The following is an 18,595-nucleotide window of genomic DNA, read 5'->3' as shown; positions in this document are numbered from 1 at the left end:
GACGCCTAACGAATAGCGTTTATCCGCCGCTGAGACGAAGCAGAAGAAGCAGGCGAAGGCTGCATGGCGGGGGATAAACCTTGTTGAACTGAAGCGCCGCTACGGCGCGGGCATGGGCAGTGTAAGTTTCGGAGCCGGGTTTGCGCAACGCAGGCGGGCAGGCCGCCCAAGCGAGCGGGCAGGAGGCGAGGCGCCATTCGAGTGGCGGGCGATGTACCCAAGCGTGCAGAGCCGAGCCGGGCGGGTGCGTTGTTCATCGCCACACCCCAAGCACAAGGCAACCTCCGCTGCCAGGGACACACGGCAGCGTTTTTCAGACGCAATGGTTATGTATGAACTCACGGTGGCCCCCTGCCCAGGACCACCGGCCACGCAGGGAGAGCGCGAACCATGCAGGGCAAGGACTCGACCACACGCCAGCGCGTGCTGCGGCAGCGTGGGCAGCGCGCCAGGTCCAAGCGCGCCACACGCAGCATGAACTCGCGCACCTGCTCCTGGACGAGCGGGTGAGCCGGTGGCATCTGCAGCGCCGCGCGTGCCGACGCCAGTTGCCGTGTCTTGGCCGCCGGCGCCAGCAAGCCATAGTGGCGGATGCGCTTGAAGCCCAGGGGCAGCACGTGCTGCATCAGCCGGTGCACGAACTGCTCGCCCGGTACGGCAATGACGCGCTTGCCGCCTGCATTCCCGGTGGCTCGCACGCGCAGGCGAACCGCACCGCCCTCGATGCCCAGCAGCCGCTCATGGCCGATGGCCGTGCGGTGCGTGTAGCGGCTGAGGTAGTCCAGCACCGCCGCCGGCCCATCCAACGGTGCTTTTGCGTACACCACCCAGTCATGGCGGCGCAACGCCTGCAGGCGCTGCTGTTGCTGTTGCGGCGTGAGCGCATCACGCGGCAGCGCAGCCGCTTGTGTGGCAGCCTGCAGCGCCTGCACGAACTTGCCGCGGAACACGCGCGACAAGGCCTGCACCGGGAACAGGAAGCGCTCGCTACGGCGCGGCGAGACCCACTGCCCGTCATCGCCCAGCGCCCCACAGGCCATCACAGCGTGCGCGTGCAGGTGCCGGCGCAGGTCCTGCGTCCACGTGTGCAGCACCAGCGTGAAGGAGGGCACGCCGCCGAGCCAGCGCGGGTTGGCGGCGAACTCCCGCAGCGTGGCGGCAACGCTGTGCATCAGCGTCTCGTAGGCCCAGCGCGGATGCGCGGCGGCCAGGGTGTTCAGCTCGTGCGGCAAGGTGAACACCAGGTGGCAGTACGGCACATCCAGCAGTTCCTGCAACCGGGCGCGGCGCCAGGCGTCGCGCTCTCGGCTCTGGCACTGCGGGCAGTGCCGGTTGCGACACGAGTGCCAGCGCCATTGCTGGGCGCCACAGCCCTCGCAACCCCAGCGCTGCCCGCCCAGCGCCGGTGTGCGGCAGGCCAAGATCGCGCGCCATGCCTTGGCCTGCACGGTGCTCAAGGTGTGCGAGCGCAGGTACTCGGGGCCGAAGCGCCGCAGCACCTCGGCCAGCGTCACGGCCACGGCGGGCTTCAGTGCGTCACGGGGGCCGGCAACGAGCCCAGCAGCGACAGCGGATCGCGCCGCACGCCTTCGGGCTGGTCCGGTCGTGCCAGGTGCAGGTAGCGCATGGTGGTGCTGACGTGGCGGTGTCCCAGCCATTGCTGCAGCGTGTGCAGGTCGACGCCGGCTTCCAGCAGGTGCGTGGCGTAGCAGTGGCGCAGCGTGTGGATGCCGCCCCGCTTGGTGATGCCGGCGCCGTCGCGCGCCTGGTAGTACCAGCGCTGCGCCATGCGGCCGTCCAGCGGGCAGCGCTCATCGCGTGCCGTGGCGAACAGCCAGGCGCTGGAGCGGGTGCGTTGCCACCACGTGCGCAGCACTTGCAGCACGTCGTCGCTCAGCGGCACGTAGCGGTCGTGCGCCCCCTTGCCCTGTTCGACGCGGATGCAGCGGCGGTCGGCCGCGCTGTCGATGTGCTGCATGCGCAGCCGGCACAGCTCGCTCAGGCGCAAGCCCGTGCCGTAGCTCACCATCAGGAAGCTGCGCGCCTTGAGATGGCAGGCCGCGGCAAACAGCCGCGCCAGCTCCTCGCGTGACAGCAACTCGGGCAGGCGTTGTGTGGCCGGCGCCAACGGGATCTGGAACGCTCGCGCGTCCAGGCCCAGCACGGTACCGTAGAAAAACCGGCAGGCACAGGCGCATTGGTTGACGCTGGAGCGCGCCAGGTGCCGCTCGCGCACCAGGTGCAGCAGGTATTGCTGTACCTGCTCAGATGTGAGCCCGTCGGGCTTGCGGCCATAGTGCCGCGCCAGGCGCGCCACCGCATCGAGGTAGCTCTGCTGTGTGCGCACCGCCAGGCCGCGCAGCACCATCGCATCGAGCATGCGTTGACGAAGTGCAGTCATCGCCTTCTCCTTGATCCACGCTCGGGCACATGCCCGCACCGGTCAAGCTACGGCGATCACCATCCCTTCTCGCTCGAATACCTCCACCGCGTCAGCGGTTTAGTTCAACGTTTATTAGGTAACCCGCAGCGTATCCGAGCACGCGGCCCAAATCCATCCCCTCTTTCGAGGGCCCAACATATCCCGCCTGGGTTCGCACCCCCTTCTGCGGGGTGCCCCTTATGCGTTAGGCCGCCTAATATTTCACGGATGGAGCCGCTCACCGACACCGTAAGCGCGGTCGCCCGCGAAAGCCGGCCGCCGCGGTTGCTGGATCAGATCCGGCACCGGGCGCGGCTGCTTCACTACTCTCTGCGCACGGAAGACACCTATGTGGACTGGGTGCGCCGGTTCATCTTGTTCCATGGCAAGCGGCACCCGCGCGAAATGGGGGCGGCCGAGGTGGCGGCCTTTCTGACGCACCTCGCGGTCGACAGGCAAGTGGCGGCGTCCACGCAGAACCAGGCCAAGGCAGCCTTGCTGTTCTTGTATGGGCAAGTGCTCGGCCTCGATCTGCCGTGGCTGGCCGATGTCGTCGCGGCCAAGGTGCCGCGGCGCCTGCCGGTTGTGTTGACGCAGCGGGAAGCGCGTGACCTGCTGCTGCAGATGAACGGGACGATGTGGCTGGCAGCGGCCTTGCTGTACGGCACCGGCATGCGCTTGCTCGAATGCCTGCGCCTGCGCGTCAAAGACGTGGAGTTCGAGAGGCGCGAGTTGATCGTCCGGCAAGGCAAGGGCAACAAGGACCGGGTGACGGTGCTGCCGGAAAATCTTCTGCTGCCGCTGCAGCAGCAGGTCGACCAGGCCCAGGCCTGGCATCGCAAGGACCTCGACGCCGGCCTGGGCGAAGTGCACCTGCCCGACGCGCTGGCGGTCAAGTACCGCAGCGCGGGCAGATCGTGGGGGTGGCAGTACGTGTTTCCCAGCCCTGTGCGCTCGGTCGACCCGCGCACCGGCAAGGAACGTCGCCATCACCTGCACGAACATTCGGTGCAGCGGGCGGTGGCTGCGGCGGCCCGCCGCGCCGGCATCGTCAAGCCCTGCTCACCGCACGTGCTGCGCCACAGCTTCGCCACCCACCTGCTGCAGGCCGGCTACGACATCCGCACGGTGCAGGAACTGCTGGGCCACGCCGACGTCGCCACCACGATGATCTACACGCACGTGCTCAACAAAGGCGGCCGCGGGGTGCGCAGCCCGCTCGACGCGCTATGACGAGGGGCGGCCTCAGCGGCCGTCTTGCACGATCCACTCTGCCGCCCGCTCGGCGATCATCAGCGTCGGTGAGTTGGTGTTGCCGCTGGTGATCGTCGGCATCACGCTGGCGTCCACCACGCGCAGCCCGCGCACACCGCGCACGCGCAGTCGGGCGTCGACCACGGCGCTGTCGTCGTCGTCGCGGCCCATCTTGCACGTGCCCACCGGGTGAAAGATGGTGGTCGCGATGTCGCCGGCCAGCGTCGCCAGCTCTTCGTCGCTTTGGTACTGCACACCGGGCTTCACCTCCTGCGGGCGGTACTTCTGCAGTGCCGGCTGCTCGACGATGCGGCGCGTCACGCGCAGCGAGTCGGCGGCCACCTGGCGGTCTTCGGCGGTGGACAGGTAATTGGCCATGATGCGCGGCGCATCCTCCAGCCGCGGCGAGCGGATGCGCACGAAGCCGCGGCTGGTCGGGTTCAGGTTGCAAACGCTGGCCGTGAACGCGTTGAACGGGTGCAGCGGCTCACCGAAGGCTTCCAGCGACAACGGCTGCACGTGGTATTCGATGTTGGGCCACGCATGTTCGGGCGACGAGCGGGTGAAGGCCCCCAGTTGCGACGGCGCCATGCTCATCGGGCCGCTGCGGCGCCAGGCGTATTCCAGGCCAATCAGCGCCCTGCCCCACCAGCGGCCGGCCAGCGTGTTGAGCGTCTTCACGCCTTCGACCGAATACACCGCGCGGATCTGCAGGTGGTCCTGCAGGTTGCCGCCGACGCCCGGCAGTTCGTGCGCCACCGGCACACCATGCTCGTGCAGCCACGCGGCAGGGCCGATGCCCGACAGCTGCAGAATCTGCGGCGAACCGATGGCGCCGGCGGCCAGGATCACTTCGCCGGCCGCGTGCACCGTTTGCCGGCCGCTCGGCGTGACGACTTCGCAACCCGTCACGCGCAGCGCACCGGTGCCGTCGCGCTCGGTCAGCAGCTTCGCCACTTGCGAGCCGGTCCACATCGTGAAGTTGGGGCGCTGCATGCAGGCCGGGCGCAGGAAGGCCTTGGCGGTGTTCCAGCGCCAGCCGGCGCGCTGGTTCACCTCGAAGTAGCCCACGCCTTCGTTGGTGCCGCGGTTGAAGTCGTCGGTGGCCGGAACGCCGGCCTGCTGCGCGGCTTGCGCAAACGCGTCCAGCACCTCCCAGCGCAGGCGTTGCTTTTCCACGCGCCATTCGCCGCCGTGGCCGTGCAGCGCGGCGAACGCCTCGCCTGCCTGCGCCCGGTGTTCGGGGTCCAGGCGCCAGTGGTTCTCGTGCTGCTTGAAGTACGGCAGGCAGTGGTCCCAGCGCCAACGGTCGTCGCCGGCCAGCTCGGCCCAGCGGTCGTAGTCGCGCTGCTGGCCGCGCATGTAGATCATGCCGTTGATGCTGGAGCTGCCGCCCAGCACCTTGCCGCGGGGGTAGCGCAGCGTGCGGCCGTTGAGGCCCGGGTCGGCCTCGGTGCGGTAAAGCCAGTCGGTGCGCGGGTTGCCGATGCAGTACAGGTAGCCCACCGGGATGTGGATCCAGTGGTAGTCGTCCTTGCGGCCGGCTTCGAGCAGCAGCACGCGTTTGGCCGGGTCGCGGCTCAGGCGGTTGGCCAGCAGGCAGCCGGCGGTACCGGCGCCGACGATCACGTAGTCGAAGCGGGCCGGCTCGGGCTGGGGCGTCGGGGCCACGGTGGTCTCCTGGGGCCGCACGCCGGCTTCGCGCCCCAGGGGCGCTGGGCGTCTCGCCGGGCAGGCCTCGTTGTCGGGTTGCCTCCCGGCCGGGAGTCTCTCACATGTGCATCAGTCGGCGGTCGGTGCCGGGGGGGCCGGCGGCTGCGGCGCCACCACGGTGAGGCTGCGCACACGCACGGTGGGCGGCGCGTCGGCCGGGCCGTCCAGTTCGCCGACCACCTCGACCGGCGAGCGTCCGTCCACCTCGCGGTCCACCTTCAGCGCCGTATGGTTCAGGTCGACGGGGATGCTGCCCGAGTCGTCGGTGAACAGGCGCACGCCGTCGCCCATTTCGCGCACCAGCTGGCCGCGCAGCCGTATCTCCCGGCCCGGGGTGGGCTCGGAGCGGATCTCGGCGACGCTGGTCTGCGGCGGCGGGGGCGGTGTGTCTTCGAGTGCCGGGCCCTGCGCGAACGACAACGGCGCGGCGACCGTCAGCACCGCGACTGGGAATAGAAACGTTACCGTTTTCATGTCTGTTCCTTGCCCTCATAACCTTGGCACAACGCGCCGGCACGACCGATTCACTGAGTGATGCCGCGGATCCGGCTCCGCCGGTCCGCCAGCATCGCCCCTCGAGGGGCGGCCGCAGGCCGTAGGGGCGATCTAGACTAGCGTGTCCACGATACCCCCTTCGACACGCAGGGCAGCGCCGTTGGTCGCCGACGCCTGCGGCGAGCAGGCGTACACCACCATGTGGGCCACCTCTTCGGGCGCAGCGAGCCGCTGAATGATGGAGCTGGGCCGGTGCTCGCGCACGAAGCCGGCGGCGATCTCGTCGGGGCTGCGGTGCTGCTCGGCCGCCATCGCCGCGATCATGCGCTCGACGCCTTCGGTGCGGGTCGGCCCCGGCAGCACGGCGTTCACGGTCACGGCAGTGCCGCGCGTCAGCTTCGCCAGCCCGCGCGACACCGCCAGCTGCGCGGCCTTCGTGAAGCCGTAGTGCAGCATGTCGGCCGGAATGTTGATGCCCGACTCGGACGAGACGAACACCACCCGGCCCCAGTCGCGCTGCAACATGCCGCGCAGGTAGTGCCGCGCCAAGCGCACGCCCGACATCACGTTGACGTCGAACAGCCGCTGCCAGTCGTCGTCGCTGGTGTCGAAGAAATCGCGCTGCTCGTAGATGCCGACGTTGTTGACCAGGATGTCGGCGTCGGGAATGGCCTTGACGAGCGCCGCGCAGCCGTCCGGCGTGCCAAGGTCGGCGGCCACGCCGCGCACCTCGACGTTGAGCGCCGTGCGGCGCAGCGTGTCCACCGCAGCGTGCACGTCGTCGCGCGAGCGGGCGTTGATGGTCACCGACGCACCGGCTTCGAGCAAACCCGTGGCGATCGCGCGGCCGATGCCGTGGGTGGCACCCGTCACCACGGCGGCCTTGCCCTTGAGGTCGATCTTCATGCGGTATTCCCCTGTGTTCGCAACTGGAGGAGGTAGCGCATTCCATGCCCAGCAGGCCCGGGGCGGACGCCTGCAGCAGCGCGAAGGCTGCACGCAGGAGCCTGCAACTCTTGCGTAGCCGCAGCAAAAACTACGTGTCGTGCAGCCCGTGGCGCTCGTGCCACGCAGCCAAGGATTCGTCGGGGTATTCGTCGAAGCAGGCATCGCCCGCGCGCTTCTCGGCTTGGGCCCAGCCGACCTTGGAACCGAGCATCATGTGCGTGGTGTGCGGCGGCGCGGGCAGCGGCGTGTCGATCGCGCTGGCGTGCGGGTGCACCAGATCGGGCCAGGTGGGATCGAACAGCCACAGCGCGCTGCCGCAGCGTTTGCAGAAGTGGCGCTGGCCGGTGCTGGTCTCGGCGTCGTCCGCGTCACCCATGCGGGCGCGGTACACGCCCAGGGAGCGCCGCCCGGTGACCTTCAGCGTGTGGAAGTCGGCGCCGAGGTTGATCGCATAGCCGCCGCCGCCGGCGGTCTTGCGACAGATCGAGCAGTAGCAGCGCATGAAGGGGTAGGGCTCGTGCGATTCGACGCTGAATCGCACGGCGCGGCAGTGGCAGGAGCCTTCCAGCAGCATGGGTGTGGCCTTCACGAGTGATCGGGAAGGCCACATTGCACGCCGGCCAGGCGCGGCGCGCAAGCGGGCGCGGCGAAGTCAGCGCGGGCCGTAGGCCGGCAATGCGGCGCCGGCTTCGTAGGCGCCCAGGTCCGGCGCGCTGCCGCCATAGCCATCGCTGACGTTGGGCAGCGCGACGCCGGCGTCCACCGCGGCCGAGCCGGTCTCCAGGCGCAGGTCGGGGGGGCTGAAGGCGGTCATCGGCGACGCCGGGTAGGCGATGCTCGCGTTGAAGACGTCCAGCCCCAGCTGCACCGCGTTCTTCTCCGAGGTGTTGCTGCGCAGCTGCGCCAAGCTGCTGAAGTTGGTGCCGCCGATGCGGCCGCTGAAGATGCCGGTGGTGTAGCCGTAGCCGTCGTGGTCGAGCGACGACGTGGCGGTGTCCAGCGTGTCGAGCGACACCACCCGGCCGCTGCCGCTGCTGTAGCCGTTGTAGCTGCCGCCAGGCCCGCCGATGAACAGGTTGTTGCGGGCGTACAGGTGCCGCACCGGCACGCCGGCATAGACGCCGAAGCCGTCGCCGTTCTTGACCACCGTGTTGTGCAGCAGCACGTCGCCGATGCTGGTGTTGTTGAGCTTGAAGGCGCTCAGCACCGCGTTGTAGATCGCGTTGCGCACGTGGTAAGTGGGCCCGCCCAGGCTGGGCTGCGACGAGATGCCCTGGAACGCGTTGGTGATGCGGTTGCGCAGGATGCGGCAGTTGTGGAAGCAGTAGTCAGCCTCGATGGCGTCGTCGGCCGCGTTGCGGATGTCGTTGTTCAGCACGTCGATGCTGTACTGGTCGTCCGCCTCGCCTTGCTCCAGGAAGGACACGCCGTCACGGAACCCGCGGATGCGGTTGTTCATGATCACGTGGCCCGGGCCGGTGACGATGACCCCCTCGCCGACGTTGTTGCCGTCGACGCCGAGCGAGCTCTCGGCCCAGGTGGTCGCGCCGGTGATCACGTTGTCGGCGATGTAGGCGTTTTCCGAACGCAGGAAGGTCACGATGCCGTCGCCCGTCGTGTTGATGGTGCAGCGGGTGATCGCGATGTGGTTCGAGCGGTTGAAGCGGATGCGCCCATTGACCGTCAGGCCGTCGAGCTGCACGTGGGCGCGGTCCAGCAGCTCGATGTTGCCGTTGACCACCGCGCCGGCCGACGAGCGGATCACGAGGGGCTGCGACGCGGTGCCGCTGGCGGCGACGGTGAAGCCGCCGTAGCTGCCAGCGCCCAGTTCCAGGATGTCGCCCGGCTGCGCGGACGCCGCCACGCCCGAGAAAGTGGCCGGCGTCACGGCCTTCACGGTGCCGCCGGCGGCCGGTGCCGGCACGCGGCGCGTGGCAGCGGTGACGGTCCGTGTCGCCGAGCCGCCGTCCGGGTCGTCCAGGCTCAGCTCGATCTCGTAGGTGCTGCCGGGGTCCAGGTCGAAGACGCTGCCCGAATGCCGGTTGGCCCAGGAGAAGCCGGCATTGCTGCCCGCCGGCACGCGGCGCAGCGGCAAGCCCCGGCGCCACGTGCTGGCGCCCTGCTTGCGGTAGCGCACCGTGACGACCCCGTTGAGGTTGTCGTCGCCGGTGATCGCCCATTCCACGCTCAGGTTCTGCAGCGTCGGAAAGGGCGTGGTGACGACGCCGGCGGTGGTGGCGTCGGGCCCGCCGCTGCTCGACGCCGGTGTGATGGCGCTGGCGGCGGCCGACGCCGCACTGGCGTTGCCGGCGGTGTCGCGCGCGTACACCCGGTATGAATACGAGGTGCTGGCGGCCAGGCCGTTGTCGGTGTACGAGGTGCCGCTGGGGGTGGCCACCTGCGCATAGCTGCTGCAGCCGGCGCCCTGGCAGCGCTCGACCCGGTAGCCGGTGACGCCGACGTTGTCGGTGCTGGCGGTCCAGTTCAGGGTGATCCGGCTTGACGAGCCGGCGCTGGCGCCGAGGTTGGCAGGCGCAGAAGGCGCGGTCGTATCGGGCCCGGAAGCGGGGGGCTGGTCCGGGCCGGGTTCACCGCCACCGCCACCGCCACCGCCACCGCACGCGGCCAAGCTCAACACCAGGGCCGCGGCGGCCCCCTGCCATTCCCAACGCCACATGTTCGTGTTCCTGTTCCTGTCGGCGCGACCCCGTCGCCGCAACTCTGCCCGCCTGACGGCGCGTTCGATGTGTGCGCAGCATCGGGCAAGACCGTGGTTTGTAACGGTAACACGACGCAAGAAGAGCAAGTGAAGGCTGATGGCCCGCGGGCCTGGCGGCGCTCACTGCTGGCCTTCCGAGGCGGGAGGGGCCGCGCCGGGCCGGCCGTTCAAGGTGCCCGACAAGCCATACCAGTCGAGCCGGCGCGTCAGCACCATGATCAGCGCCAGCACCGCAAACAGCAGCAGCGAGCCGATCACCAGCGCGGTCTGCTCCATCTGCAGCAGCAGGTACAAGGCGCCATAGAGCGTGCCAACGGCCGCGCCGAAGCCCAGGCCCGCCCGCCAGCCGCCCAGCATGTGGCTGGCGTAATAGGCCAGCAGCGCGGCGCATGCGGTGCTCGCGCCGGCGTAGGCGAGGCCGAACGCGAAGTGCTCCGACAGGCTGAGCAGCAGCAGGAAGAACAGCACCAGCGCGCAGCCGACCAGCAAGTACTGCACCGGGTGCACACGCCGCTTCTTCAGCAGTTCGACCATCGCGACCGTCACGAAGGTGAGCGCGATGAACAGCACGCCGTACTTGGTGGCCCGGTCGCCCAGCACATAGGGATTCACCGGGTCGATGAAGGACACGCCGAAGGCCTCGATGCAGCCGCCTTCGGGTTCGTTGCCGCCGGTGGACGAAGGGCATAGCGGCGCGCCGCGCAGCACGTCGGCCGGGGCGGTGGTCGCAAGCGACGAGACCCGCCACTCGGCCCGGAAGCCGTCCTGATCCACTTCGCGCTGCGCCGGCAGAAAGCGGCCGCCGAACGAAGGGTGCGGCCAATCCGAACGCAGCTCGACCTGCGTGTGGTGCGCCACCGGTGCGAGCGAGAACTCCCCGGTGCCGACCAGTTCCAGCGTCACGTCGGCCTGTACCGCGCCGGATTCTGGTGCTGCCGGCAGCACGGCATGGAAGCCGCGTGGATAGGCGGGGTGGCCGGTGCCGGCCTTGACGTCCAGCCGCTGCCCGTCGGCTTGCACCTGCGCCACGCGGATGCCGCGCGCGTCGCTGAGCGCCACCATCAGCACCGGCGCCTGGCACTGCAGCCGCGAGCCGGCGTGTTCGGCCTTCGGCTGCAGCGTGGCCACGTCGGCCCAGCGCGCCTGCAGGCGCGTTTTTGCGGCATAGCTGTTGACCTTGAACAACCCGCGGTACCGCGCCTCCAGCGCCGCATCGGCGTGGAGCGTCAACTGGTCCGGCACGGCGGCCAGCAGCACCTCCCGCTTGCTCGTCACCAGCTTGCGGCCGGCGCCTTCGCCGACGGGCGTGTCCCATTCCTCGGTGCAACTGCGATGCAGCACCGGCCCGAGCAGCGTCTGGCGGCCGGCCTGGCCTTGTTCTACGCTCCATTGCGCTTCCTGCTGGCGCTGTCGGCGCTCGTCGACCAGGTCGGCGATGTGGCCCAGCCCCAGCAGCAGCAGCAGCGTGATGGCCGCGATGGCCATCGCTTTGCCCAGCAACACGTTCTTCATCTTCAATCCTCCATGGCGTTTGAAGCCGCGGAGTGTCGAAGCCGGCGGTGCGCGGCGCGTGAAGTGTGTGAAGAGCCGGTGAAGTGTCAGGCGGCCGGCAGGCGCGTCAGCACCGCCGGCACGATGCGCTTGTGCATCGGCCCGACGAAGAACATGTAGAAGCGCCCGAGCCCGTTGTGCACCTTGACCACGGTGGACACGACCACCCGTTGAGGGTGCTGCGGCGCGGGACGGCGCACTGAGATCCAGACGTCGAGATGCCGATCGGCGTCGGTCAGCACGACCTCGTCGTCGTGGGCCGATACCAGCGTGAAGATGCCGACCCGGTCGCCCGGGCGCGGTGTGCTCGACTGCCCGGGCTGCAACCCGAAGCCGCCCAGGTCCTTCAGCCCCACCAGGCGCACCAGCCGGTTGCGCAGGCGCATCAGCGCGCTCACCCAGCGCGGCGTGCGGGCCATGTGGTCGAGGTAGAGCTGCAAGGCCGTGCGACCGTCTTCGGGGCAGGGGGCCGAATAGGCGTCGGCGAAGTAGGCGCCGCGGGCGTAGCGCTCGATGTCGCTGCCGCTGGGTATGCAGGTTTCTTGGATCATCTCGGGCCCCTTCGCCGCGCGATTATCCGTGGGGCAGGGGTCAGGACGCGGTACGGAAATGGCCGCAGCCGGGCGGCTGCCGGCCGGCTGTGCTGCCGGACCGGGCCGCACCGGCTGCCGGCGCGACTCCCCGAGACAGGCGACCGCTGTCTTGGTGTCCCGCGGCGTGGCGGCGGCAGGTGCCCTGCAGCGCAGGGAGAGGAGCCTGCGCCGAAGAGCACTCGCCGCCGCCACGCCGGGTCACTCCTTGTGGCGGCCTCTTCCCTGATTTGTGCCTTCGAAGACGATTCTGTTCGGGCGCACCGGGTGCTGAAACTGTCTGTTCTGACAAGTTGCGGGAGTGCGATTTGCGTGCCTGCGGGTCCGAAACGTCAAGGCCAGCAGTTCACTCCGGGCCCATCCGGAAAGTCGCCGCGCTGCGGGTGCACGACGCAGAAGCGGTGGCCGGTTGGTGCCTCCATCACGGTCCAGCGCTCCTTGACCTCCACCACAGTCGCCCCCAGCCGCGACAGCCGTTGCACTTCGGCGGTGATGTCGTCGGTCTCGATGTCCAGGTGCACGCGGCTCGGGTGATCCACCTTCTGCAGCAGCACGCGCACCTCCTCGGGCGACGTTGCAAGATTGGCGTAGCGCTTCGCCCACTCCTCGCTCGTCGGCAAGCGCGGGCATCCAAGCGCCTGGCCCCAGAACTCGGCGTGTCGATCGAGGTTGCCGCCCTGGCAGTCGATCACCAGTGCGGCCAGTCGGCTTCGGTGCAAGAGGGGCCTCCGGCAAAAAGAGTGCGGCGGCCCGGAACAGCAAACCGCATGCCCGCCGGGGCGCGGGGACCGCGTTACATCTGGTGCAAAGCGCCGGCAACTCCACGGTTTGTCGGTGTTCGCGCTGGCCAGAATCGGCGCATCGACAGTTTCTTCAACGAGTCCCGCGTGCACTACCTCTACGGCTTTCCGCAAGTTCCCGCCCGCCTGACGGTCGTGTTCATGCTTGCCCGCCGCCTCGAAAGGCTGGAGCACGGCGTCGACGGGGCCGACGCCGAGCAGTTCAGCTTCGTCGTGCAGTGCCTGACCGAGGCGCTGGCCTCGGTGCGCTCCGATGCGGCGCTGCTGTCGCTGCTCGACGACTTCCCCGCCGCGCGCCAGCTCTACGAGAACCTGCACTACGCGCGTTCCGGGCTGTGCCGCTCGCCGCAGCCGCTGGCCCGGGAAGCCGCGCGCGTGGCCGCCGAGGCCATACGGCACGCCCGGCGCCGCGATGGCGCCAAGCCGCGCCGCGGCAAATCGATCGGGCCGCGCAAAGCCGCTTGAACCCGTGAAGACGGAGGATCAGCCGCCGCTGGTGAGCACCGGGAACAGCTTGCCCAGCCCGTCGGCCATGATCTCGACCGCCAATGCGGCCAGGATCAGGCCCATCAGCCGCGTCATGATGTTGATGCCGGTCTGCCCCAGCAGCTTCGCGATGCGCCCCGACGCCGACAACGCGAGGAAGGCCGCGGCGCCGATCACGACGCCGTAGCCCACCAGCACACCGAGTTCCCACCAGCTGCGCGTCTTCTGCGCGTAGATGACCATGGTCGAGATGGTGGCCGGGCCGGTCAGCAGCGGGATGGTCAGCGGCACGACCGCGATGCTGGCGCCTGCGTCGGCCTTGGACGCGCCTTCGTCGACGTCGTCCTTGCTGGTTTCGGCCGGGTGTGCCTGCAGCATCTGGATCGCGCTGATCAGCAGCAGCATGCCGCCGCCGACCTGGAACGACGCGATCGAGATGCCGAAGAACTCGATGATCCGCAAGCCGGCGACCGCACTGATGGCCACGACGAGAAACGCCGTGAACGACGCGACGCGTATCGTGCGGCGCCGCTGCTCGGACGTGAAGCCCTGCGTGAAGTGGATGAAGAACGGCACGACGCCGATCGGGTTGACAATCGCCAGCAGCGCGATCAGGGGCTTGAGCAGGTCCATGGGCGCCGATTCTGGCCTGCCCGCCGCCGCTTGGCTATGTCGCCGTGACGGCCGGACGCCATGCGTTGCGGCCCGATTGCTTGGCCCGGTACATCGCCGCATCGGCGGCAGCCAGCAGCGAGTCAAGGTCGGCGCCGTGCACCGACCACAGCGCGATGCCGATGCTCCCTGTGACCTGCAGGCGCTGCCTGCACGCCGCGACACCGCCGTCCAGGCGCGCCACGATCTTGTCGGCGACAGCCTCGGCCTCGTCCGCGGTGATGGGCCCGTGCAGCAGCACGACGAACTCGTCCCCGCCCAGGCGGGCGATGGTATCGATGGCGCGCACGCAGTCGCTCAAGGCGTGCGCCACGGCCTTGAGCACCTCGTCGCCGGTCGCATGCCCGAAGGTGTCGTTGACCTGCTTGAAACCGTCCAGGTCGAGCAACAGCAGTGCGAAGGGCTTGCCGGTGCGGCGCGCATGGCCGATGCATTGCACGGCACGGTCCGCCATCAGGCGGCGATTGGGCAGCCCGGTGAGCGCGTCGTGCGTCGCCATCGACTCGACGTGCTGGCGCACACGGGCGTGTTCCGTGATGTCGTGTGCGATGAAATGAAACCCGAACACAGCGCCCTGCGTGTCTTGCAGCGCGCCGGTGACGAGTTCTACCGGCACCCGGGCGCCGTCGCGCCGGATGTAGGTCCACTGGCGTTCCTCGGCACGGCCGCATCGCGCCAGCGCGACCAGTACGTCGAAGCCGGGCGCGACGGCGCTTGCCGACTCGGCGCTGAGCTGATCGGCCCGCGCCGTGATCTCCTCGGGGTCGTGGAACAGCAGCGGGGTGCGCAGGCCGACCAGCTCCTCGGCGCCGTAGCCGAGCAGGCGCACGCCGGCAGGGTTGATCGAGGTGATGACGCCGTTGGCGTCCACCGTGAATGTGCACAGCGGCGTGTGCTCGAGGATCGCCTGCCTCAGCTGGTGGGCCTCCTGGGCCACCCGCTCGGCCTGGCGTTGCTCGCTGATGTCGCTGACCAGCCAGATGAACTGGGTCCTGCCCTGGATCTCGGTCCGCTCCATCGACAGCCGCACAGTGATCTCTCGGCCGTCGCTGCGCAGGCCGGTCCATTCCACGCGCATCCGTCGAGGCGGGTCGGCCTGGGCGTACAGCGCATCGGACTGTGCGCGCAGCCGCTCAGGGACCAGCACCCTCGCAGACTGGCCGATCAGGCGGTCGCGAGGGTGGCCGAAGATGAGCTCGGCCGCGCGATTGACGTCGCAGATGCGACCCATGCGGTCCACCGTCACGATGGCATCGGCGGTGTTTTCGATCACTGCCCGGATGCGTGCTTCGTCGTCCCGGTGCGCCAGACCCATCTCCTCGGCCAGCTTCACGGCGTGTCTGCGCCTGTCGACCAGCGCGGCCATCAGTGCCGCGGCCAGCACGCTGGCCAGCGCGCCGGCGCCGACGACCAGCGCGGTACGGCTGGCGCCGGCGGCCACGAAGAAGGCGGGCTTGGCGGTGATGCGCAGGGTCCAGAAGCGCTGGCCCGAGACGATCTGCCGTGTCCGTGCGAACGGCGAGGCCCAGTGCTCCAGCAGCCCGTCGGCAAACAGCGGCGCATCGGATGTCCCGGCGTCGCCGTCGTACAGCTCAATCGCAAGGCCGCCGGCCGTGCCGCCGATGATCGCCCGCATTGTGTCGTCCATCCGGTAGGGGCTGTAGACAAAACCGACGATCTCGCGCCGGCGCTGCTCGACGGAGTGGACCGGCGCGTCCTTGCGGTAGACGGGCAGGTACAGCAGGGCACCGGGCTGAGGCGCCTGCTCGGTCTCCTGCACCAGGTGCACGCGACCCGACAGCGCAGGCAGGCCGGTATCGCGCGCCAGCTGCATCGCGGCACGCCGGACCGGCTCGGAGTACATGTCGTAGCCAAAGGCGCGCAGGTTCCGTCCATAGAACGGCTCGAGGTAGACGATGGGGTAGTACTCGTCGCGCTGCCCCGGCGGCAGCACGTCGTACTCCGGGAAGCCTTCGGCGCGTACCTGGAGCTTATGGCCGATCAACTCCGCTGCGGGCGTGCGCCGCGCGTAGCCGAGCCCCTGCACGCCGGGATAGCGCGCCTCGAGATTCAGGGCTTCCGCGAACTCGCGCCACTGCTTGCGCGTGACGTCGGGCTGCGCTGCAATCAGGCCGGCTGCTGCGAGCACCAGCTTCTCGTGATCGCGCATGCCCTCCTGCACCGCCTGGACCACGTCGTCGGCGCGACGCTCGAAGCGCGCCCGTTCGGACACCCGTTCGGCATCGGAGGTGACCCAACCGGCACCCGCGGTCAGCGCCAGGCCGCACAACAGGGCGAGCAGCGGGAGCAGTGCGAAGGTGCGGTCTGCGGTGGGCTGGAACATCGGGAACGACACATGGCCGCCCGCCACAGCGCGCGCCACTGCAACCCGAGGGCGCGCCCGGTCAAATCTGCACGGACGTCCCTGTCAATTTCGACAGGTGGCCGAAAGACTTGAGGCTCGGCGCGTGCATTTCGCACGGTTTTTCGTGCGGCCGCCGGATGGTCGCGTGCGTGCGTTCAACGCCCGCCGCCGACGTCGAGCAGTGCGCCGGTGGTGTAGCTCGCCGCACCGGACAGCAGCCACACGACGGCCTGCGCGATCTCGTCAGGGTGGCCGGGCCGCTGCATCGGGATCTGCGACGCCAGCGCCCAGGCGCGCTCGGGCTGCCCGCCGGAAGCATGGATCTCGGTGTCGGTGATGCCCGGGCGCACCGCGTTGACGCGGATGCCCTCGGCGGCGACTTCCTTCGACAGCCCGATCGTGAAGGTGTCGATCGCCCCCTTGCTCGCGGCGTAGTCGACGTACTGGTTCGAGCCGCCGGCGCGCGCTGCGACCGACGACACGTTGACGATGGCGCCGCCGACACCGCCATGCTGCGTGCTCATGCGTCGCACCGCCTCGCGTGCGCAGAGGAAGGAGCCGTGGACGTTGATCGCGAACATGCGCTGCAGCCGCTCGAACGACATCTCGTCGACACGCGCCTTCACGTCGACGATGCCGGCGTTGTTGACGAGGCCCGTGAGACGGCCCCAGCGGGCGTCGACGGCCTCGAACATGCGCAGCACGTCGGCTTCCTGCGAGACATCGGCCTGGATCGTCATCGCTTCAGCGCCGAGGGCCTGCACTTGTCGTGCAACTTCGTCGGCAGCGCCGGCGTCGCGGGTGTAGTTGATCGCAACGCGGTGGCCTTGGACGGCGCAGAGCCGGGCGGTGGCTGCGCCAATGCCGCGGCTGGCGCCGGTGATGAGGGTGATCGGGGTCATGGGGCCATTTTGAGCGGAATCCCGTTTCGCGGGGAAGGGGGCGTGCACCCGGTGGAGCCGGCGCGTCGCCGGCTCCAAGGGCAACCCCGCTACTGGATCAGCGGGCTTCTCGCCGGCCGCTTGAACTTGAACTCACACACCAGGGTGTCCGGCAGATTCCCGTCCTTCGTCGACCCCTCCTTGCACAGCCCCGAGTTGCCGAGATCGAAGCAGTCCTGGCGGCCTTCGCACTTGCAGGCCCCGGTTTTCGAGTTGCACGTGAAGTTGCTCACGTCCGATCCGCCGGAGACCGGCGTCAACGCCGAGCCTGACGTCTGTGCCGCCGCGAATTGCAGACCCGCAGCGGCAACGACGGCCACCACGAGGGAAGTCCACTTGATCATGACGTATCTCCTTGCTTGAAAAACATCGGTTGATGGCAGTGAGAGCCTCGACGTTGGCCACCGTGCTCGACCCTCGTGTTCCTGTACGCAGATCGCGCAGCATCGGAGGCGTCCGGATACACGTGGTTGCGATGAGTGCGACGGCTCCGAGCTGAAAACCAGCTTGCGCGCAGCGCTAGGGCAACCCCGCTACGCCGGGGCAGCACGGGCCGCTAGAGTGCGTCGGTCAGATCTTCCCGATCAGGAGCCTTCCCCATGCAACGTCGACACTTCCTCGTCTCTTCCGCGGCCGCCGCCAGCGTCGTCGCGGCCCCGTCCCTCGTGCGTGCGCAAGCCCTCGAGAAACCGAAGGTGTCGATCGCTGTCGGCGGCAAGAATCTGCTGTACTACCTGCCGCTCACCGTCGCAGAGACACTCGGCTACTTCAAGGCCGAGGGGCTGGACGCGCAGATCATCGATTTCGCCGGCGGCTCGCAGGCGCTGCGCGCGGTGGTCGGGGGCAGCGCGGACGTGGTCTCGGGGGCCTTCGAGCACACCGTCAACATGCAGAGCAAGGGCCAGCGCATGCGTGCCTTCGTGCTGCAGGGACGTGCGCCGCAGATCGTGCTGGCGGTCAACAGGAAGACCATGCCGGACTTCAAGTCGGTGGCCGACCTGAAAGGCAAGAAGATCGGTGTCACGGCGCCCGGCTCGTCGACCAACGTGATGGCGAACTTCGTGCTCGCGAAGGCGGGGCTGAAGCCGAGCGACGTGAGCTTCATCGGCGTCGGCGCCACCAGTGCGGCGATCGCGGCGATCCGGCAGGGGCAGATCGATGCGCTGTCCCACCTCGACCCGGTGATCACCATCCTCGAGCGGGCCGGCGACATCCGCGTCGTCACTGACACCCGCATCGTCGCCGAGGCCGACAAGGTGTTCGGCGGCCCGATGCCTGCGGCCTGTCTCTACGCACCGCAGGCCTTCGTCGACAAGCATCCGCAAACGGTGCAGGCCCTGACGAACGCCATCGTGCGTGCCGACAAGTGGATCCAGGCGGCCGGGCCGCGCGAGATCATCGAAGTCGTGCCGGAAGGCTTCTTGCTGGGAGACCGGGCGGTCTACATCGATGCCTTCCTGAAGAGCAAGGGCGCGCTGTCGCCGGACGGCATGGTGCCCGAGCAGGGACCGGCCACGGCGCTGCGCGCGCTGGCCAGCGTGGACGAGTCGTTGAAGACCGCGAAGCTGGACCTCAACGCCGTTTACACGAACGAGTTTGCAAAAAAGGCGAATGCCAAGTACCCGAAGGCCTGAATCCA

The 18,595-nt window shown here is 69.1% G+C and carries 17 protein-coding genes; 3 read left to right on the top strand and 14 right to left on the bottom strand.

The features are described from left to right. Positions 1-338: 338 nt before the first annotated feature. Together M8A51_RS23445 and M8A51_RS23440 are read right to left on the bottom strand one after the other, a co-directional pair. A complete protein-coding gene (locus M8A51_RS23445; RefSeq protein ID WP_251780975.1) occupies positions 339-1,520 on the bottom strand; it encodes an IS91 family transposase in 1,182 nt (393 codons plus the stop codon). Positions 1,521-1,528: 8 nt separating this feature from the next. After that, positions 1,529-2,401 carry a tyrosine-type recombinase/integrase gene (locus M8A51_RS23440; protein WP_251780974.1) on the bottom strand — a complete coding sequence of 291 codons (873 nt, stop codon included), beginning with the start codon at positions 2,399-2,401 and terminating at the stop codon, positions 1,529-1,531. Between the two features lie 249 nt (positions 2,402-2,650). Here M8A51_RS23440 and M8A51_RS23435 point away from each other — a divergent pair, with 249 nt between their 5' ends. Then, positions 2,651-3,655: an integron integrase gene (locus tag M8A51_RS23435; RefSeq protein WP_251780972.1), complete on the top strand. Its 1,005-nt coding sequence runs from the start codon at positions 2,651-2,653 to the stop codon at positions 3,653-3,655. A 12-nt stretch (positions 3,656-3,667) separates the two neighbouring features. Here the strand turns inward: M8A51_RS23435 and M8A51_RS23430 are convergent, their stop codons facing one another. The 8 genes from M8A51_RS23430 to M8A51_RS23395 all read right to left on the bottom strand — a co-directional run bounded on the left by M8A51_RS23430 (position 3,668) and on the right by M8A51_RS23395 (position 12,411). Then, positions 3,668-5,347, bottom strand: a complete 1,680-nt coding sequence (locus M8A51_RS23430; RefSeq protein ID WP_251780971.1) for a GMC family oxidoreductase — start codon at positions 5,345-5,347, stop codon at positions 3,668-3,670. Between the two features lie 111 nt (positions 5,348-5,458). Further along, positions 5,459-5,863 carry a NirD/YgiW/YdeI family stress tolerance protein gene (locus tag M8A51_RS23425; protein WP_251780970.1) on the bottom strand — a complete coding sequence of 135 codons (405 nt, stop codon included), beginning with the start codon at positions 5,861-5,863 and terminating at the stop codon, positions 5,459-5,461. Between the two features lie 132 nt (positions 5,864-5,995). Beyond that, a complete protein-coding gene (locus tag M8A51_RS23420) occupies positions 5,996-6,790 on the bottom strand; it encodes an SDR family NAD(P)-dependent oxidoreductase (protein WP_251780969.1) in 795 nt (264 codons plus the stop codon). Between the two features lie 130 nt (positions 6,791-6,920). Next, on the bottom strand, positions 6,921-7,406 hold the full coding sequence (locus M8A51_RS23415) for a GFA family protein (RefSeq protein ID WP_251780978.1): 486 nt from the start codon (positions 7,404-7,406) through the stop codon (positions 6,921-6,923). Positions 7,407-7,484: 78 nt separating this feature from the next. Continuing rightward, positions 7,485-9,509 carry a fibronectin type III domain-containing protein gene (locus M8A51_RS23410; RefSeq protein WP_251780968.1) on the bottom strand — a complete coding sequence of 675 codons (2,025 nt, stop codon included), beginning with the start codon at positions 9,507-9,509 and terminating at the stop codon, positions 7,485-7,487. A 162-nt stretch (positions 9,510-9,671) separates the two neighbouring features. Next, complete coding sequence (gene creD / locus M8A51_RS23405) at positions 9,672-11,063, bottom strand: cell envelope integrity protein CreD (RefSeq protein ID WP_251780967.1); 1,392 nt, start codon at positions 11,061-11,063, stop codon at positions 9,672-9,674. Between the two features lie 86 nt (positions 11,064-11,149). Further along, entirely contained in the window at positions 11,150-11,653 is a 504-nt protein-coding gene (locus M8A51_RS23400; protein WP_251780966.1) for a DUF2867 domain-containing protein, read from the bottom strand. Between the two features lie 371 nt (positions 11,654-12,024). Next, on the bottom strand, positions 12,025-12,411 hold the full coding sequence (locus M8A51_RS23395) for a VOC family protein (protein WP_251780965.1): 387 nt from the start codon (positions 12,409-12,411) through the stop codon (positions 12,025-12,027). Positions 12,412-12,579: 168 nt separating this feature from the next. Between M8A51_RS23395 and M8A51_RS23390 the strand changes: the two genes are divergently transcribed. Next, positions 12,580-12,957: a hypothetical protein gene (locus tag M8A51_RS23390; protein WP_251780964.1), complete on the top strand. Its 378-nt coding sequence runs from the start codon at positions 12,580-12,582 to the stop codon at positions 12,955-12,957. An 18-nt stretch (positions 12,958-12,975) separates the two neighbouring features. Here M8A51_RS23390 and M8A51_RS23385 read toward each other — a convergent pair whose 3' ends face one another. From M8A51_RS23385 to M8A51_RS23370, 4 genes are all read right to left on the bottom strand, one after another. Further along, positions 12,976-13,611, bottom strand: a complete 636-nt coding sequence (locus M8A51_RS23385; RefSeq protein ID WP_251780963.1) for a MarC family protein — start codon at positions 13,609-13,611, stop codon at positions 12,976-12,978. A gap of 34 nt (positions 13,612-13,645) precedes the next feature. After that, on the bottom strand, positions 13,646-15,994 hold the full coding sequence (locus tag M8A51_RS23380; RefSeq protein WP_251780962.1) for a CHASE domain-containing protein: 2,349 nt from the start codon (positions 15,992-15,994) through the stop codon (positions 13,646-13,648). Positions 15,995-16,170: 176 nt separating this feature from the next. Continuing rightward, positions 16,171-16,917, bottom strand: coding sequence for an SDR family oxidoreductase (locus M8A51_RS23375; RefSeq protein ID WP_251780961.1), 747 nt, complete (start codon positions 16,915-16,917; stop codon positions 16,171-16,173). 89 nt (positions 16,918-17,006) lie between these two features. After that, positions 17,007-17,300: a hypothetical protein gene (locus tag M8A51_RS23370; protein ID WP_251780960.1), complete on the bottom strand. Its 294-nt coding sequence runs from the start codon at positions 17,298-17,300 to the stop codon at positions 17,007-17,009. 255 nt (positions 17,301-17,555) lie between these two features. Here M8A51_RS23370 and M8A51_RS23365 point away from each other — a divergent pair, with 255 nt between their 5' ends. After that, positions 17,556-18,590 (top strand): ABC transporter substrate-binding protein, encoded by a 1,035-nt coding sequence (locus M8A51_RS23365; protein WP_251780958.1) that lies wholly within the window; start codon positions 17,556-17,558, stop codon positions 18,588-18,590. Positions 18,591-18,595 lie beyond the last annotated feature (5 nt).

The sequence above is a fragment of the Caldimonas mangrovi genome (assembly GCF_023721835.1).
Taxonomy (GTDB): domain Bacteria; phylum Pseudomonadota; class Gammaproteobacteria; order Burkholderiales; family Burkholderiaceae_C; genus Caldimonas; species Caldimonas mangrovi.
Note: the sequence above shows the minus strand (reverse complement) of the source record. Positions and strands in the feature narration are given on the sequence as shown.

Excerpts from the sequence above, each read along its gene's own strand:
- M8A51_RS23440 (WP_251780974.1), bottom strand. The coding sequence starts at position 2,401 with ATGACTGCACTTCGTCAACGCATGCTCGATGCGATGGTGCTGCGCGGC.
- M8A51_RS23435 (WP_251780972.1), top strand. The coding sequence starts at position 2,651 with ATGGAGCCGCTCACCGACACCGTAAGCGCGGTCGCCCGCGAAAGCCGG.
- M8A51_RS23425 (WP_251780970.1), bottom strand. The coding sequence starts at position 5,863 with ATGAAAACGGTAACGTTTCTATTCCCAGTCGCGGTGCTGACGGTCGCC.
- M8A51_RS23420 (WP_251780969.1), bottom strand. The coding sequence starts at position 6,790 with ATGAAGATCGACCTCAAGGGCAAGGCCGCCGTGGTGACGGGTGCCACC.
- M8A51_RS23415 (WP_251780978.1), bottom strand. The coding sequence starts at position 7,406 with ATGCTGCTGGAAGGCTCCTGCCACTGCCGCGCCGTGCGATTCAGCGTC.
- M8A51_RS23410 (WP_251780968.1), bottom strand. The coding sequence starts at position 9,509 with ATGTGGCGTTGGGAATGGCAGGGGGCCGCCGCGGCCCTGGTGTTGAGC.
- creD (WP_251780967.1), bottom strand. The coding sequence starts at position 11,063 with ATGAAGAACGTGTTGCTGGGCAAAGCGATGGCCATCGCGGCCATCACG.
- M8A51_RS23400 (WP_251780966.1), bottom strand. The coding sequence starts at position 11,653 with ATGATCCAAGAAACCTGCATACCCAGCGGCAGCGACATCGAGCGCTAC.
- M8A51_RS23385 (WP_251780963.1), bottom strand. The coding sequence starts at position 13,611 with ATGGACCTGCTCAAGCCCCTGATCGCGCTGCTGGCGATTGTCAACCCG.
- M8A51_RS23380 (WP_251780962.1), bottom strand. The coding sequence starts at position 15,994 with ATGTTCCAGCCCACCGCAGACCGCACCTTCGCACTGCTCCCGCTGCTC.
- M8A51_RS23375 (WP_251780961.1), bottom strand. The coding sequence starts at position 16,917 with ATGACCCCGATCACCCTCATCACCGGCGCCAGCCGCGGCATTGGCGCA.
- M8A51_RS23370 (WP_251780960.1), bottom strand. The coding sequence starts at position 17,300 with ATGATCAAGTGGACTTCCCTCGTGGTGGCCGTCGTTGCCGCTGCGGGT.
- M8A51_RS23365 (WP_251780958.1), top strand. The coding sequence starts at position 17,556 with ATGCAACGTCGACACTTCCTCGTCTCTTCCGCGGCCGCCGCCAGCGTC.